Source organism: Sphingobacterium sp. UBA6645 (assembly GCF_002455685.1).
GTDB lineage: Bacteria > Bacteroidota > Bacteroidia > Sphingobacteriales > Sphingobacteriaceae > Sphingobacterium > Sphingobacterium hotanense.
In genome coordinates this window covers 22,052-38,013 of the sequence record NZ_DKLH01000010.1, presented here as the reverse complement: position 1 = coordinate 38,013, position 15,962 = coordinate 22,052, and the positions used below count along the sequence as shown (strand labels likewise).

Sequence of the window (15,962 nt, the reverse complement as noted above, 5' to 3'; positions counted from 1 at the left end):
ATTATTATTTATATAATTTAACAAAAAAATTCTACTAGTGATGAGCGTGTTCTTCTACTGCCATACCGATAAATAGGGATGACAACATGGTAAAGATAAACGCTTGTAAAAATGCAACCAATAACTCTAGGAAGAATAAAATCAATGTTAATACCATCGATACACCGATACTTCCAGGGATAGTTAATTGATGTTGGAATAAGTAAACGATTGCAATTAATCCCATTACTACAGAGTGACCTGCTGTAATGTTTGCAAACAAACGTAGCATCAACGAGAAAGGCTTAGTAAACATACCTAGAACCTCGATAGGAGCTAATACGAATTTAAAAGGAACCGGTACACCAGGCATCCAGAAGATGTGTTTCCAATAGTCTTTGTTTGCTTTGAACGTCGTGATTACGAACGTGAATAAAGCTAAACACAATGTGATGGAGATATTACCTGTTACGTTGAATCCAAGTGGAGTCAATCCTAATAAGTTTAAAGTGAAGATTAAGAAGAATACCGAAAGTAAGTACGGCATAAATTCTTTGTAGCGGTGACCGATGTTAGGGATTGCCATCTCGTCACGAACGTAAAGCACTAATGGTTCTAATACACGTGCGAAACCTTTAGGGATAGCGTTAGCACCGTTTTTATAAGTTTTTGCTAAACCGATGAAGCCGATGAACAACAACACTGCTGTCAACATTAAACCTAAAACATTCTTTGTAATGGAGAAGTCTAATGGTTTTTCATTCGTTGCATGATGCTTATCATCATAGGTAATCGTGCCGGCAGCATCAGTTTTATAGATTTTACCGTGGTATAGTTTGTAATAATTTCCAGCCTTTTCAACTACTTTATCGCCATGTTCGAATTCAGCAGCTGAAAACACATGAAGACCGTTGTCAATCAAAATTACAGGAAGAGCGAAGCCATAATGCTTGTTCGCTTCTTTATCCACGAAGAACGTCCAATAGTAATCATCCTGTAAGTGATGATCAATGTGTTCTTTGATTTCTTGGTCTTTTGTTTTTCCCTCAGTTCCGTGTGCTTCCTCAGCAGCGAACGAGCGAAATGGGCTTACAGCGATAAATAATACTGCGATAAATAAAAGTACTCTTCTAAGACTCACCATTTTAACTAGTGTTGAATTATGACAAATTTTGCGCAAAAATACAATTTTATTTGGCATTAGTTCACATTTATGAAAACTTTTTGAAAATTTACTTTTCCACATTGCGACCTTCCGTATTAAGTAGACGAAATGCAATATAGACGTCGAAAAAGAGGTATAAAAAGAATACGCCTAAGAAATTCAACTCGATGAAATTATTCTCCAATAAATCTAGGCCAGAATGAATAAAAATATAGCTCGCTACGGACTTCAATAACATGGCTCCAAGGAATACAAAACCCAGTTGTTTTGGCATCGCATATTCGGCGCCATAAAGGAATAAAATCATCACTAAAGAAGACACCGCACCAAAGGTATACATGCTCGCCAAGCTATAGTCTGTTCCAATCCACCAATGATCTTGATCATTAATCTTAAGGATAAAATAATGCAGCCCATAGGCAATACCCGTCAGAACAACCAAGTAGATTAAGAATTCGAAAATTTTATTCATTTTTATTGATATAGTTTACCTGTCTAATAAATTGGTACATCGAAACCAACACACCCAGCATCGTCAATCCCTTCATCCACCACTCTCCCTCAACTTGATATTTACCATCTAGCCAAGTCCCAACCCAATAGAAAGCATAAATAGTCACGCCCATTTGAAAAGGCATACTCGTGAAAACCAACCACTTATTTACTTTCTTGTTTGATTTTTCTTCTTTCAAAGGTATTCGATTTCAGCAAATATAATTATTTATACCTACGCTATGGCTTCTCTGCCAATATTTCCACGTGTCTTTGTGCTATCCGAATTGCCGGGTAATCCACATCAGACCCTAACATGGTCTTCAGCTCCAATGTTGTCGCCTCGGGATTCTTTTCTATCAGTGTAACAATCTGTGTTAGCTCCTTTTCCGTCATCAGGTCGGTCGCCTCTAGATCGGTACCCATGAAATTGATTAAATGCCCATAAATAGTGCCTACAACCATATTGCGTTTCTCAGCAATTTCCGCAATCTCCATTCCATCCTGAAACATCTCTAAGGTAATCGACTTGGTATCCTTTTCCTTCTCATTCTCAGACTCCTTCGGCAGATCATCCTTTGGCTTCGCCCAAGTCAACAATTCCTCCGAAACTTGATCATTCGACTTGGTCAATGCCTCCGCAATCGTCAAGCTGTGCTTCAGTTGCTCAAACTTACGTTTGAAATCTAACAACAAGCCCTTCAACAAAGTCACATACTTCTTCGTGCGCTTCTTGACCTTCCAAGCTTCTAAATGGGCTTCCAAGGCCTGCAAGCAATCTTTTTCAAAGGTTGGCAAAAACCAATTCACCGCAGCTTTAGAACGATCGCAGATCAGGTCGTAATCAATTTCCTCTCGTTTGCTCAATAGTCCATGCAGTTGAGTCATAAATTTATTCGCCACCTGTTCTTGTTTTTTCAGCGCATCTAAAATGCCCGTTAATACCGTAATCGCCTCTTCCTTCTGTTCCATCTTCTTGTCGCGATACTCTTCCACAAGTTTCTCGAATTCGTCCGTCAATTGGTGCCAACGGAAAGAGTGCAAAAGAATCTGTCCTAAATAATTCTGCCTGCTCTTCTGCAGGATATCATCTAGATTACCCATAGCGGCCATCTGCTTCATAAAGTTCACCACCTGATGGTCGGTGCGAATAGCAAATGGAGAAATCTTAGAACGCAATACCAAACCCTCTAAGCCCGTCAATCTACTCAAGGCAACATAGACCTGCCCAGCCGCGAAAGAAGTCCCTGCATCAACGATAGCCTTCTCAAACGTCAATCCCTGGCTCTTATGTATCGTGATTGCCCAAGCCAACCGCAAAGGGAATTGCGAAAAGGTACCTAACACTTCTTCTTCAATCTTATCATCCCCTTTGTTGTAGGAATACCGAATATTCTCCCAAGTCTCCCGCTTCACCACGACATCTTCCTCATCATTTGGAAAAGAAACGATTACCTGATGCTTATCTAAATTAATATCCTTAACCGTACCTATCTTCCCGTTGTAATAACGTCTATCCTCCCCTGTGTCGTTCTTAATGAACATCACCTGTGCACCGATTCGCAAACTCAGATTCTCGTCGGCAGGAAACATCGACTGACCAAAATCGTCCTTAATCAGCGACTTTATCTGATGTAGCTTCGTATCCAAGCTCATTAGTTTTTCCTGATTTATTTGATCAGCTAGGCGATTATGTGAAGTCAGCGTAATGTATTGCTCGTCTTTTTCCGGAACAAAATCCGGTTTATAATGGGCATTCAGTTCTTCTAACTCTTCAGCACTCGTCTCATTATTGCGAATGCTATTCAACACACGAATAAAGGCATCGTCCTGTTGTCTATAAATCTTTTTTAACTCGATCAATATCGGCGGATGTTGCTTGAATACCTTAGCATCAAAGAAAAACATACTGCTGTAGTAATCTCTCAATACCTGCCATTCTCTGTCCTGCACTACGGGTGGAAGCTGATATAAGTCGCCAATGAACAGAACTTGCACACCACCAAAGGGACGCATATCCCGACGGACGCTTTTTAGGATTACGTCGATCGCATCCAGCGTATCCGCACGTACCATCGACACCTCATCGATAACTAACAACTCCAGCTCTTGAAGAATAGCGCGACGCTGTTTCGTTAGCTTGATTGTACTGAACAAGCGATGTTTATTGTAGATAAATTGATCTGTTTCACCCCATTGCAAAGGATAATCTTCAATAAAAACACCAAAAGGCAGCCAAAACAATGCATGTAGCGTAGTGCCACCCGCATTCATTGCCGCCACACCTGTTGGCGCCGTAACAGCCATCTTCTTATAGCTATTTTCACGAATAAACTTCAAGAAGGTGGTTTTACCAGTACCGGCCTTTCCAGTTAAAAATATAGGTTGTTGCGTCTGATTGACGAAAGCAACAGCTTGAGCAAAAACATCATTATCGGTATCGAAACTCTGAGACATAGCAAGTAAAATTACAAGGACAAATATACGTCAATTCGGGCGAAGGACTTTCGAAATATGCTTGTATTAATTCAAAAGTTATATTATCTTCACCATGTAAACGTAAATAACCATGGCATATATTGATAAAAATGATTTGTTCCAAGAGGTTGAAACAAAGTTGACCGAGAAAGGCTTTAAGATTGAGAATGTTGATCAAAACAGACCGTGGGGTGGTTTCTTTGTTATCAATGAGGAGCAAGCACAGGAGTTTGCCAATGCATACTTCGAAGGACTTGACGTTCAAGATTTAAAGATCTCTGGCAAATTGAGCCCAAAGATTCTTATTGTTGGACCGAACAAACGTCTTTCTTGGCAGTATCATCATCGTAGAGCAGAAATTTGGCGCGTCATTCGCGGCGAAGTAGGCGTAGTAACAAGCCCGAACGATGAAGAACATGAATTAAAAATCTTGAAAGAAGGCGATTCTATCCGCCTAAGTCAAGGTGAAAGACACCGATTAGTAGGTATGGAATCCTATGGCGTAGTTGCTGAAATTTGGCAACATACGGATGCAGGAAATCCATCGGATGAAGAAGACATTGTACGCGTGCAGGACGATTTCGGCCGCGGAGAATAATAAACGGTATTCCAATGAAAAGAGCTGTTCCAAAAGGACAGCTCTTTTTTTTGCACCCAAAATTCCAATATTCACATCCTTTAGCAGAATGCGGATTATTCGACAAGGGACTAGACAATACTCCTACATGCAGCAAAGCTTGATTACGTTTACTGTTAAGTTTTTTTATATTTTTGCAATGGTTCATTCATATCTAGTATAAATTATGACAGCATATAACGAAGACAGTATACGATCGCTCGATTGGAAAGAGCATATCCGGTTAAGACCAGGTATGTACATCGGTAAATTGGGAGATGGTTCTGCTTACGATGATGGTATTTATGTTTTGCTAAAAGAAGTTGTGGACAACTCAATTGATGAGTTCGTAATGGGTGCAGGCAAAACGATTGATATTACAGTAAACGATAATAAGGTTTCCGTACGAGATTATGGTCGTGGGATTCCTATTGGTTCTGTTGTCGATGTTGTTTCAAAAATCAATACCGGTGGTAAGTATGACAGTAAAGCCTTTCAAAAGTCAGTTGGATTAAATGGTGTGGGTACAAAGGCCGTAAACGCCTTGTCTAACCAGTTCACCGTACAATCCTATCGCCAGGGACAAACACGTATTGCCCTATTCAGCAAAGGCGAGCTACTAACCGATGAACAAAAAGAAACAACGCAAAGAAACGGTACATCCGTAACTTTCTACCCTGACGATTCTATTTTCAAAAACTACAAATATCGTTTAGAATTTGTAGAGAATATGATCTGGAACTACGTGTTTCTAAACTCTGGATTGACCATCAACTTCAACGGAGAGAAATTCATTTCAGAAAATGGTCTTAAAGATCTATTAGAGCGCAATGTAGACACAGAAGGCATGCGCTATCCTATTATCCACTTACGTGGTGAGGATATCGAAATCGCTTTGACCCACGGTCAGCAATATGGGGAGGAGTATTATTCCTTCGTCAACGGGCAGCATACTACACAAGGAGGAACACATCAAGCAGCATTCCGCGAGGCGCTCGTAAAAACCATCCGCGAATTCTATAAAAAGGAATTTGATGCGTCAGACGTACGTGCCTCTATCATTGGCGCAATCGCTATCAAAGTTCAAGAACCGGTTTTCGAGTCGCAGACGAAGACAAAACTGGGTTCCCAAAGTGTTGGACCAGACGGGCCGACCGTCAGAACCTTCATCAATGACTTCGTAAAAAAAGCATTGGATGATTATTTGCATAAAGATTCTGCAACGGCAGACGCGTTATTAAAACGTATCATGCAATCGGAGCGCGAGCGCAAAGATATTGCCGGTATCAAGAAATTAGCTAATGAACGTGCGAAGAAAGCTTCGCTACACAATAGAAAACTGAGAGATTGTAAGATTCACTTCAGCGATAAGCATGAACGCAATTTAGAGACCACCCTATTCATCACCGAGGGGGACTCGGCAAGTGGTTCCATCACCAAATCGCGTGATGTACAAACACAAGCAGTCTTCAGTTTAAAAGGTAAGCCCTTAAACTCTTACGGTCTGACCAAGAAGATTGTCTACGAAAATGAAGAGTTCAATTTATTGCAACACGCGTTGAATATTGAAGACGGTATCGAAGGACTACGTTATAACAATATCGTAATCGCCACGGATGCCGATGTCGACGGAATGCACATTCGCCTGCTCCTGATTACATTCTTCTTGCAGTTTTTTCCAGACTTAGTGAAAGCGGGCCATGTTTCCATCTTGCAAACACCATTATTCCGCGTAAGAAACAAAAAAGAAACAATCTACTGCTACTCTGATGAAGAAAGACAGCGCGCGATCGCCAAATTGGGCGCCAAGCCTGAGATCACACGATTTAAAGGTCTTGGAGAGATCTCACCATCGGAATTCGGCTTATTCATAGGGAATGATATGCGTTTAGAGCCTGTTATTCTTTCAAAAGACAATAAACTTCCACAGTTGCTTGAGTATTATATGGGTAAAAATACCCCAGATCGTCAGCAGCACATTGTCAACAACCTACGGGTTGAAGTTGACCTGGAGGAAGAACTGGCTAAAGAAGCCGTATAACCTATATGGGGGAGGATTTCCTCCCCTACTTATATTTACAACCTAACCTAACATGCATAATCAAACCTTAATTCTCATCCAATGCAGGGATGCAGTTGGTCTCGTGGCCATCATTTCCAATGTATTGGCACAGCATCATCTGAACATTGTTGCGATGCGCGAGTTCGTGGATGAAGTCGATCGAAAATTCTTCGTACGCGTAGTGTGTAGCGGAACATTGCACAATAAAACCAAACTTCAAGAAGATCTGTCCGCACAGCTTCCAGAGAGCACCCAACTGACAATCAATCCGGATATACAGAAGAAACTCGTTATCCTGGTTACCAAAGAACACCATTGTCTAGCGGATATCTTAGTTCGCTATTATTTCAAGACCTTACAGGCCGACGTTGCTGCCGTCATCGGAAACTACGATACGCTTCAACATTTTACAGAGAAGTTCGATATCCCTTTTCATCATATCTCGCATGAAGGAAAATCAAAAGAGGAATTTGAATTCGAACTTGCTGAAGCGATAAAACCCTACCAACCCGATTATATCATCCTTGCGAAGTTCATGCGTATTTTATCGCCGACCTTCGTAAGCCAGTTTAAAGGTAAACTCGTAAACATCCACCACTCCTTCTTGCCCGCCTTTATCGGTGCAAACCCATATCAGCAAGCGCATGACCGGGGTGTAAAAATTATTGGAGCAACCGCACACTATGTCACCGACGACCTCGACGAAGGACCCATTATCGTGCAAAACACCAAGTCAATCGACCACAGCTACGACGTACAACGTATGCGAACAGCAGGAAAAGAAATCGAAAAAGCGGTACTCATACGAGCTATACAGTTGCTGACGGAAGATAGAGTGATGCTGAATGGAAATAGGACGATTGTTTTTAAGTAGTAGTTAGTATTTAGTAGTTAGACCTATGGCGGCCATGCATTTCTTTCTATAGTTGTCTTGAACCAGGAAAGAAAGGATTCAAGGGTGGACAGGATGTGTCGCCATAGGTCTTAATACTAAATACTAACTACTAAATACTATTTCTGAACCAGGAAAGGAAGGATGAAAAAGATGAACAGGATCGGGTATAACGTCTTTTCAGGGAATAGACATCGTACGTTTAAAAGGAGACGTTTAGTGAAACGTCTCTACGCGGTTCGTCATGATTTCCACCTATATAGTTCAAAATTGTATAGAAGCCAATTGGACGCCAATGCGTAGAGACGTTTCACTAAACGTCTCCAACTCTATACGTGACCTCTAATCCATACACCCTTCCGTTCGGATTAGATACTAGACATCAGACCCGATCCTGCCAATCCTTGAACCCTTCATTTCTTGGTTCAAAACAAAGCATCCTGTCCGTCCTTTCTTGGTTCAAAACACCCCTACCTTAACTTCCTTTCCCAGTAGAGTCTCCTATAACTTTCCCCCATTCCATACCTCTTTTACTCCCAAATCAAAGCCCTTCGGAAGCGGTTTTGATAGGGTTATATATTGGGTTTGAAAGGGCTTTGAAAGGGAAGTAAACCAACGAAGCTTGGGAGCTTCTATTTCGTCGGTGTGATGTATATCACATTTCCCCCTATGCTGCATTACTTTTTCTTTGCTTAAAATTTTGCTATTTGCGACGCACAGATAAAGAAGATGACCCATACATTTCACATTCCTGTATTAGGATTGGCCTTTTCCGTCGACACTCCGCTTAAAGTAGCTCAATACGGCATTTCCTCGGTAATGTCTATTGTAGACGATGAGCTCGTTGAGCGACTGAGAGCCTACTATTCTAAACAGCATAATCTACCTTACAAAGAGATTGAAAAATATAGTCCTGATGCTCGGGCGAACCGCATCAGCGCATATTTAAACATGGTTAAAGATTTAGTCGATAAGCAAATTCGACATATTAAGCGAGCGAATTGGTTAAAGGATGATCATGCGATACAGTATTTTCGATTATTACCGGAAGGGGGATTGAAACAGCTTTTCAACACATGGCTGACGCTAACCCCTAGCCCAGAAAAGGAATCGCTTACAGAAATTATTAAAGAACAGATTACTGCTGGCGACATCGATGTCAACATCATGTCTAAAGTCGATAAGATAAACCATGCAAAGAACGGCGAGATGCTTCCGGAACAATTCTCCGATGCCTCGGCTGCTCTTCGTGGGTTTGCGAACAGTAACTTACGATCATCTGTGGTTTTGTCTGCAGGGATGAATCCTAGGCTGTATAGTTACCTCGCTGAGTTTCCAGCCTTTATGCCGAACAGCGCTGGAACATTCGATAAGAAGATAACCTTAAAAGTATCTGATTATCGATCTGCTCTTATTCAAGCTAAGTTTTTAGCGAAGAAAGGTATTTGGATTTCCGAATACCGTATCGAATCGGGCTTAAACTGTGGAGGACATGCGTTTGCCACCGAAGGCTTCCTATTAGGCCCGATTCTAGAAGAGTTTAAAACAAATAAACTTAATATGATTCAGGAGGTTTTGCCATTGTACCAACAAGCATTGGCAGAAAAAGGGATAATTTTTAACGATACACCCCTCCTAAAAATCACCGTTCAAGGTGGTGTAGGTACAAATCGGGAACACCAGTTTTTGATGAACCATTATGGTGTCGATCAAGTTGGCTGGGGTTCCCCATTTTTACTGGTTCCGGAAGCAACGACTGTGGATGAAGAAACCCTGCAGAATTTAGCGAGCGCAGATGCTAGCGACTTCTATATCAGTGAAGCCTCGCCGCTGGGTGTGCCTTTCAACAATTTCAGAAAAAGCACCGCAGAGATTAATCGCCTGCAGCGTATCGAACAGGGAAAACCTGGTTTCCCATGTACCAAAAAGTATCTCGTTTCCAGCAATGTTTGTGGCGAGGAATTGATCTGCACAGCCTCTCGACAGTATCAAAACCTGAAGATCAAGGAACTGAAAGCACAAGATCTGCCACAACCGGAATATCAGCAGGCATTTGATAAAATAGTGGAAAAGCAGTGCCTTTGCGAAGGATTAGCCGCTCCGGCCTATTTAAAATATGATATTTTAAAACCTAGAGAACGTAAGGCTGTTGCGATCTGTCCGGGTCCGAATACCGCCTACTTTAAGAAAGTCTACAGTTTGAAGGAGATGGTAGATCATATTTATGGTCGAATAAACGTCTTAAAAAACGTGGAACGTCCATCGCTTTTTGTGAATGAGCTAGAACTCTATGTAAAACACCTAGCCACTTACATCAACAATAACGTAGCAGATCTAGACAATAAGAAAAAGAAATACATCAATAAATTCAATGCGCAGTTGTTAGAGGGCATTGCCTACTATCGCGGATTGCAGGAGCAAGTACAGCAGGCATTCGGCGAATCGAAGGCGAACTTCCTTGAACAATTAAATCGTTATGAATTACAATTGAAACCGCTTGTGGTTGAATAAGACGGTTGAGAAGATACTTATTACCTATGAAAACGGAATTGGCCATCTATTGATGGCCTTTTCTATTTTGCTATTTTTCTGAACTTTCCAAAGACACCTAATGGCAATTTAGGACCAGCAGTTGCCTGAAGAAAAAGCTCTCCGATTTCAAGATTTTCAACCTTAGGGTAGGCTGTTTTTATCAAGTTTTCTACGATTACAGAAGAAAAACCTAATGAATACGTGTTCAGAATAAGGAAGTGCTCGTTAGGATCCAGCAATTGTACAACATCGCGCATCATCTCCATGATATGATCTTCGAGTTTCCATTTCTCGCCCTTCGGACCATGTCCGTAAGCTGGAGGGTCGAGGATAATCCCGTTGTAGGTATTTCCACGTTTCAACTCTCGCTTCACAAACTTCAGTGCATCTTCAACAACCCAACGAATGTCTTGAAGTTCCGATAGTTCCTGATTTTCATTCGCCCATGTAACGACCTGCTTAATCGAGTCGACATGCGTCGTATCGGCACCTGCCGCCTTCGCAATCAACGAGGCGCCACCTGTATAAGCAAATAGATTGAGTACTTTGGGTTTTGGAGTTTTGAAAGATTTAATGGAACTGGAAATATAGTCCCAATTTACTGCCTGCTCCGGAAAAATACCCACATGCTTAAAAGAGGTTAGCCCCAGGCGGAAGCGGATAGCTACATCGGAATTTTTATATTCAATATGCCAACGATCTGCTGCCTTTGGGTTCTTCTTTAACCACTCTCCGCTTGTTGCCGAGCGACCTTTAAACTTAATATGATAACGCTTATTCCACTCAGCTTCAGAAAGGCTCTTTGGCCAAACAGCTTGAGGTTCCGGACGAATAAGAATTAAGTCACCAAAGCGCTCTAGTTTTTCAAAATCGCCACAGTCTATTAATTCGTAATCTTTCCAGTGTTGTGGAGTAAGTAGTTGTATTTGCGTTGAAGTATTCAATGTGATATTTTTCTGCAAAGATAGAAAATTAGAGCAAAGATTCGGGATACCCCCATTATTGCTTGATGGTATCTCGGGCTGCTTTCATTAACGGGCTGGCGAATACGAAGTCGTTGAGTTCTTTATTATCAGACTTCAACATATCCTGATTCGAGCCTTCCCAGTATTTCTGTCCTTTAAATAAGAATAGAATATAATCGCCGATACCCATTACCGAGTTCATATCATGCGTTACGACTACGGTAGTACATTTAAACTCGTCTGTAAGTTCTTGTATCAATTCATCGATAAGAATAGACGTAGCAGGATCAAGTCCCGAGTTGGGCTCATCGCAAAATAAATATTTAGGATTCATGCTGATTGCACGCGCAATACCGACCCTTTTCTTCATACCTCCGGATAGTTCAGAAGGATATAGATCATTTTTTCCGGCAAGATTTACCCGCTCAAGACAGAAATTTGCTCGCTCCACCTTTTCTGCTCTGCTCATGTCAGAGAACATATCTAGGGTAAAGACAATATTCTGCTCTACAGTCATGGAATCAAAGAGCGCGGAGTTTTGAAATAACATCCCGATCTCCTTACGAATAGGCACCTTCTCCTCGAAACTCATCTTCGTGAATTCCTGTCCATCGAAAAACACCTTGCCTTCGGTAGGTTCATGAAGACCGACAATACATTTCAGGAGCGTACTCTTTCCTGAGCCGGATCCACCAATGATCAAACTTACTTTTCCAGGTTCGAACACCGCATCAATACCGGTTAAAACATGGTTATCGCCAAAAGTTTTATGAATATTCTTAACTTCAATCATTGTATTATAACATTAATGCGGTAATGATGTAGTCACACGCCAAGATGCTGATACATCCGATTACTACAGCGCGCGTACCTGCCTGTCCTACTTCCAAGGCGCCCCCTCTTACGAAGAACCCTTTGTAAGCTGGTACAGAAGTGATAATAAAGCCGAATACAAATGCCTTGACCATGGCAACAGCCACCGTAAAACCATTGAATCCACCTTGGACACCTTCTATATAATCATCGGCACTGACCGCTCCGGACAATACCCCTCCAAATAAACCACCTACCAAGGCACAGCCAATGGCCACTGTTACTAACACAGGTACCATGATTACCCCGGCAATGATTTTTGGGAGGATAAGGTATCCTGCAGCATTGATCCCCATGATTTCCAGGGCATCGATTTGCTCGGTTACCCGCATAGATCCGATTTGTGATGAAATGGAACTACCAACTTTTCCCATCAATACTAATGCGGATATGGTTGGTCCTAATTCTAGAATATTGGAGTCGCGGTTAATCTGTCCGATTACGGAACTAGGGATAAGATCAGAAACCAACTGAAAGGCAATCTGCATGGTCATAACGGCACCAATAAAGGTGGAGATAATCACGATAAGCCCTACAGACCCTACGCCTATCTCTGTCATTTCATGAATAATTTCCCTTATGTATATTTTCCATTTCTCAGGTTTTCGGAAAACCTTTTTCAATAGTAACAGGTACTCACCAAAATAGTAAAATATCATATGTTGGTTTTATTACGTTTTATGATTCTTAGTCTTGTTTTTAACGTAGTGAAGAACAATTTGTTTTTTAATTTCTCAATATACAAATTACTCTCGACTATTTTCACCGACAAATCTAATTGATTTACCGAAAATATCCCTAGCATAACCTATTTTAAGTGATTTAATTTGTATTATCGTGCTAGTTTTGGGACAACAAAACAAACTAACAATGAACAATAAAGTAGCAACAGGTATATGGTTAGTCTTCATCGGACTGGTATTTCTATTAGACAATTTCCGTGTCATCGACTTTCATTTTTTACAGGTCTTAAGATTCTGGCCGCTCCTATTAGTTTCAATTGGTCTCAACCTATTGTTACAGAACCGACCGTATAGCACCTATTTAACAGCCGGGATCAACATTCTCCTATGTGTTTTCGTGTTCTTTAAAGGAATTTATCCGGACAAAAATGCCAATACGAATTTCGAATCGATGATCGGCAACAGCGTTATTATTGAGAATACAGACGATAAGGACAAAAGTTACAGTAAGACCGTCCGTGCAGACTATAATTCGGAGGTTCAAGAAGCGAAACTGACAATAAACGGCGGAGCCGCTAAATATAGATTTGTTACCAAAGCAGACTCCTCCAACTTATTTAGTGGATCTACTAATGCCAGCAACATGAAGTTGAATTTGGATAAGTCAGGTACGACAAAGACTAAGCTGGAACTTAATTCGAGCATTAAAGGAAATGGAAAGAGCAATAATTTAGTAGAGTTGAGTCTGAATGAGGCTCCAATTTGGAACTTTGAGTTCAATATTGGTGCAGCAGCGGTAGAAGGAGATTTCAAAAAACTGAAAATCAAAAGACTTGAGTTGAACTCGGGAGCTAGCAAAATGACCTTATCGCTGCCTACGCCTACCCTAGGAACAACTGAGCTAGAAATAAATACTGCCGCATCCCAAGTACACTTGCAAATTCCGAAAGGCGTTCCTTGCATGGTGGAATATGATAGTATCATCTCGAACAATAAACTTGAAGATATAGAGCATAAGGATGGCGACGTTCGTAAATCCACAGGATATGACCAGGCAGCAAATCGCTATCACATCGTCATCTCCGGCGCCGCAAATTCCCTAACTGTCGTACGCTATTAAAGGGAAAATAGCTAACTTTGCATTAGCATGGACAGTATTACATCAGCACACTTAGGAGGCGGCTATTGCAACTCCAAAACTACCTATAGCAGATTCCTAACCCGAGAGGTACAAATAGGCAATATTCCTATGGGTGCACATCACCCCATCCGTATACAAAGTATGACAACCGTTGATACGATGGATACGCTTGGATCTGTAGAACAAACTATTAAGATGGTTGACGCGGGGTGTGAATATGTACGTATCACTGCACCGAGCATCAAGGAGGCGGAGAATTTAGCGAATATAAAAAATGAATTGCGCAAGCGGGGCTACGATGTCCCGCTTGTTGCGGATATACATTTTACACCAAATGCTGCGGAGGTTGCTGCACGCATTGTTGAAAAAGTTCGTGTGAACCCAGGCAACTACGCCGATAAAAAGAAATTTGACCAGATCGACTATACGGATATTGCCTATCAAGCAGAGCTTGATCGTATCTATAAGAAGTTTGCTCCCCTAGTAAAAATCTGTAAAGAGTATGGCACCGCGATGCGAATTGGGACGAATCATGGTTCTCTTTCCGATCGTATTATGAGCCGGTACGGGGACACTCCGGAAGGAATGGTGGAGTCGGCATTAGAGTTCATTCGCATCTGTGAAGATTTGAACTACTATAATTTAGTTGTTTCGATGAAATCCTCCAATCCGCAAGTGATGGTGCAAGCCTATCGTTTGTTGGTGGAGAAGATGGTTGCGGAGAATATGAATTATCCTTTGCACTTAGGTGTTACAGAAGCTGGTGACGGCGAAGATGGACGTATTAAGTCGGCAGTGGGTATTGGAACACTATTGGAAGACGGTCTTGGTGACACGGTTCGTGTATCGCTTACCGAAGAACCAGAAAAAGAAGCACCAGTCGCTATCGCATTAGTAAATCGATATGCGAAACGTGAAAAACAGATTCAAGCAGTCGCTCAACGTGAAATTCTAAGATTAACAAACGAGATCACGACCAAGCCTTATGAGACGAAGGAGGTAAATGCTTTTATTGGCGGCTCCCTGGTTCCACGTGTCGTGGTCGATATTTCAAAAAAGAACTTAAAGGACCCATTTATCTTGACGGATGTGGGTTATAAATATGACGCTGTTTTAGATAAGTATCATATGGGCGATCAATCTGTAGATTTTGTATATCTCGCAGACGGCTTGCCTTCCTTTACGATGCCTGGTAACTTAAAACAGTTATATAACTATGGAACTTGGGTTAAGTTGGCGAATAAAACCAATATACACCCGATTTATCGTTTACAGGAATTTGTTGCTGCCGAGCACAAAGATCCAGTATTGAACCTTGTGCATATCTCGAATGATGATTTGGCGGGCGATAGCTTTTCGCAGCTACCCCTGGACGAGACAGTTGTATTCGTTTTAGAAACCAATCACATCCATGGAATGGCCGATCAGCGCCAGTTCTTTGCGAATCTGCAGGAAATTGGATTAGATAATCCTGTTATTATCAAACGTAGCTATCCGAAGGAAGAATTTTCGGGTCCTATGGGTGATGTCATGAGCCCTGAAGAACCTATCTCGAAGATCCAGCTTTATGCTGCTACCGATTTGGGTGCTTTGTTGATCGATGGATTAGGCTCGGGTATCTGGATTGATAGCGAGGCAACACCTACCGACAAACTTAGCTCAGTATCTTTTGGTATTCTACAAGCAACACGCTCCAGAATATCGAAAACAGAGTATATCTCCTGCCCTAGCTGCGGCCGAACCCTCTTCGACCTACAAGAAACTACGCAGATGGTAAGAAGTCGTACTAACCATTTAAAAGGTTTAAAGATTGCCATTATGGGTTGTATCGTCAATGGACCTGGAGAAATGGCAGACGCCGACTATGGTTATGTAGGTGCAGGTCCCGATAAAATTACACTATATCGAAGCAAAGAAGTCGTAAAAAGAAATGTTAGCTCTGCTCGCGCTTTAGATGAACTGATCGAGATAATTAAATCTGATGGACTTTGGGTGGAGGAAGGTAGTATTTAGTAGTTAGTATTTAGTATAAAGACCTATGGCTATGCATTGAGGTTTATTTTGAACCTTTGTTTAGAAAGGGT

General features: G+C 41.5%; 13 protein-coding genes. 6 read left to right on the top strand and 7 right to left on the bottom strand.

Annotated features, from left to right (window positions below; translation table 11 throughout):
- Positions 1-34: 34 nt before the first annotated feature.
- From atpB to B2400_RS02010, 4 genes are all read right to left on the bottom strand, one after another.
- Positions 35-1,123, bottom strand: a complete 1,089-nt coding sequence (gene atpB, locus B2400_RS02025; RefSeq protein ID WP_149525019.1) for a F0F1 ATP synthase subunit A — start codon at positions 1,121-1,123, stop codon at positions 35-37.
- A gap of 88 nt (positions 1,124-1,211) precedes the next feature.
- Positions 1,212-1,616 carry a hypothetical protein gene (locus B2400_RS02020; RefSeq protein WP_149525018.1) on the bottom strand — a complete coding sequence of 135 codons (405 nt, stop codon included), beginning with the start codon at positions 1,614-1,616 and terminating at the stop codon, positions 1,212-1,214.
- Positions 1,609-1,836 (bottom strand): AtpZ/AtpI family protein, encoded by a 228-nt coding sequence (locus tag B2400_RS02015; protein ID WP_246172455.1) that lies wholly within the window; start codon positions 1,834-1,836, stop codon positions 1,609-1,611. The genes B2400_RS02020 and B2400_RS02015 overlap by 8 nt, the downstream gene beginning before the upstream one ends.
- A 40-nt stretch (positions 1,837-1,876) precedes the next feature.
- Positions 1,877-4,093, bottom strand: a complete 2,217-nt coding sequence (locus tag B2400_RS02010) for a helix-turn-helix domain-containing protein (RefSeq protein ID WP_293930474.1) — start codon at positions 4,091-4,093, stop codon at positions 1,877-1,879.
- 112 nt (positions 4,094-4,205) lie between these two features.
- On the opposite strand from B2400_RS02010, the gene B2400_RS02005 reads away from it, so the two are divergent.
- The 4 genes from B2400_RS02005 to B2400_RS01990 all read left to right on the top strand — a co-directional run bounded on the left by B2400_RS02005 (position 4,206) and on the right by B2400_RS01990 (position 10,195).
- Entirely contained in the window at positions 4,206-4,712 is a 507-nt protein-coding gene (locus B2400_RS02005) for a phosphoheptose isomerase (RefSeq protein WP_149525016.1), read from the top strand.
- Between the two features lie 205 nt (positions 4,713-4,917).
- Positions 4,918-6,771: a DNA topoisomerase IV subunit B gene (locus B2400_RS02000; protein WP_293930472.1), complete on the top strand. Its 1,854-nt coding sequence runs from the start codon at positions 4,918-4,920 to the stop codon at positions 6,769-6,771.
- 52 nt (positions 6,772-6,823) lie between these two features.
- The gene (gene purU, locus B2400_RS01995) at positions 6,824-7,666 is read left to right on the top strand and encodes a formyltetrahydrofolate deformylase (protein ID WP_286652434.1); all 843 of its coding nucleotides are present in this window, start codon (positions 6,824-6,826) and stop codon (positions 7,664-7,666) included.
- A gap of 747 nt (positions 7,667-8,413) precedes the next feature.
- Positions 8,414-10,195, top strand: a complete 1,782-nt coding sequence (locus B2400_RS01990; protein ID WP_286652119.1) for a hypothetical protein — start codon at positions 8,414-8,416, stop codon at positions 10,193-10,195.
- A 62-nt stretch (positions 10,196-10,257) separates the two neighbouring features.
- Here the strand turns inward: B2400_RS01990 and B2400_RS01985 are convergent, their stop codons facing one another.
- From B2400_RS01985 to B2400_RS01975, 3 genes are read right to left on the bottom strand one after another with little or no spacing between them, the layout of a single operon-like run.
- Positions 10,258-11,178 (bottom strand): class I SAM-dependent methyltransferase, encoded by a 921-nt coding sequence (locus B2400_RS01985; RefSeq protein WP_260042580.1) that lies wholly within the window; start codon positions 11,176-11,178, stop codon positions 10,258-10,260.
- 37 nt (positions 11,179-11,215) lie between these two features.
- The gene (locus B2400_RS01980) at positions 11,216-11,974 is read right to left on the bottom strand and encodes an ABC transporter ATP-binding protein (protein ID WP_293930468.1); all 759 of its coding nucleotides are present in this window, start codon (positions 11,972-11,974) and stop codon (positions 11,216-11,218) included.
- Between the two features lie 4 nt (positions 11,975-11,978).
- Entirely contained in the window at positions 11,979-12,713 is a 735-nt protein-coding gene (locus B2400_RS01975) for an MlaE family ABC transporter permease (protein WP_149525011.1), read from the bottom strand.
- Positions 12,714-12,924: 211 nt separating this feature from the next.
- Between B2400_RS01975 and B2400_RS01970 the strand changes: the two genes are divergently transcribed.
- Together B2400_RS01970 and ispG are read left to right on the top strand one after the other, a co-directional pair.
- Positions 12,925-13,857, top strand: a complete 933-nt coding sequence (locus B2400_RS01970; RefSeq protein ID WP_149525010.1) for a LiaI-LiaF-like domain-containing protein — start codon at positions 12,925-12,927, stop codon at positions 13,855-13,857.
- A gap of 27 nt (positions 13,858-13,884) precedes the next feature.
- Positions 13,885-15,891: a (E)-4-hydroxy-3-methylbut-2-enyl-diphosphate synthase gene (gene ispG, locus B2400_RS01965; RefSeq protein ID WP_293930466.1), complete on the top strand. Its 2,007-nt coding sequence runs from the start codon at positions 13,885-13,887 to the stop codon at positions 15,889-15,891.
- The last annotated feature ends 71 nt before the right edge of the window (positions 15,892-15,962 follow it).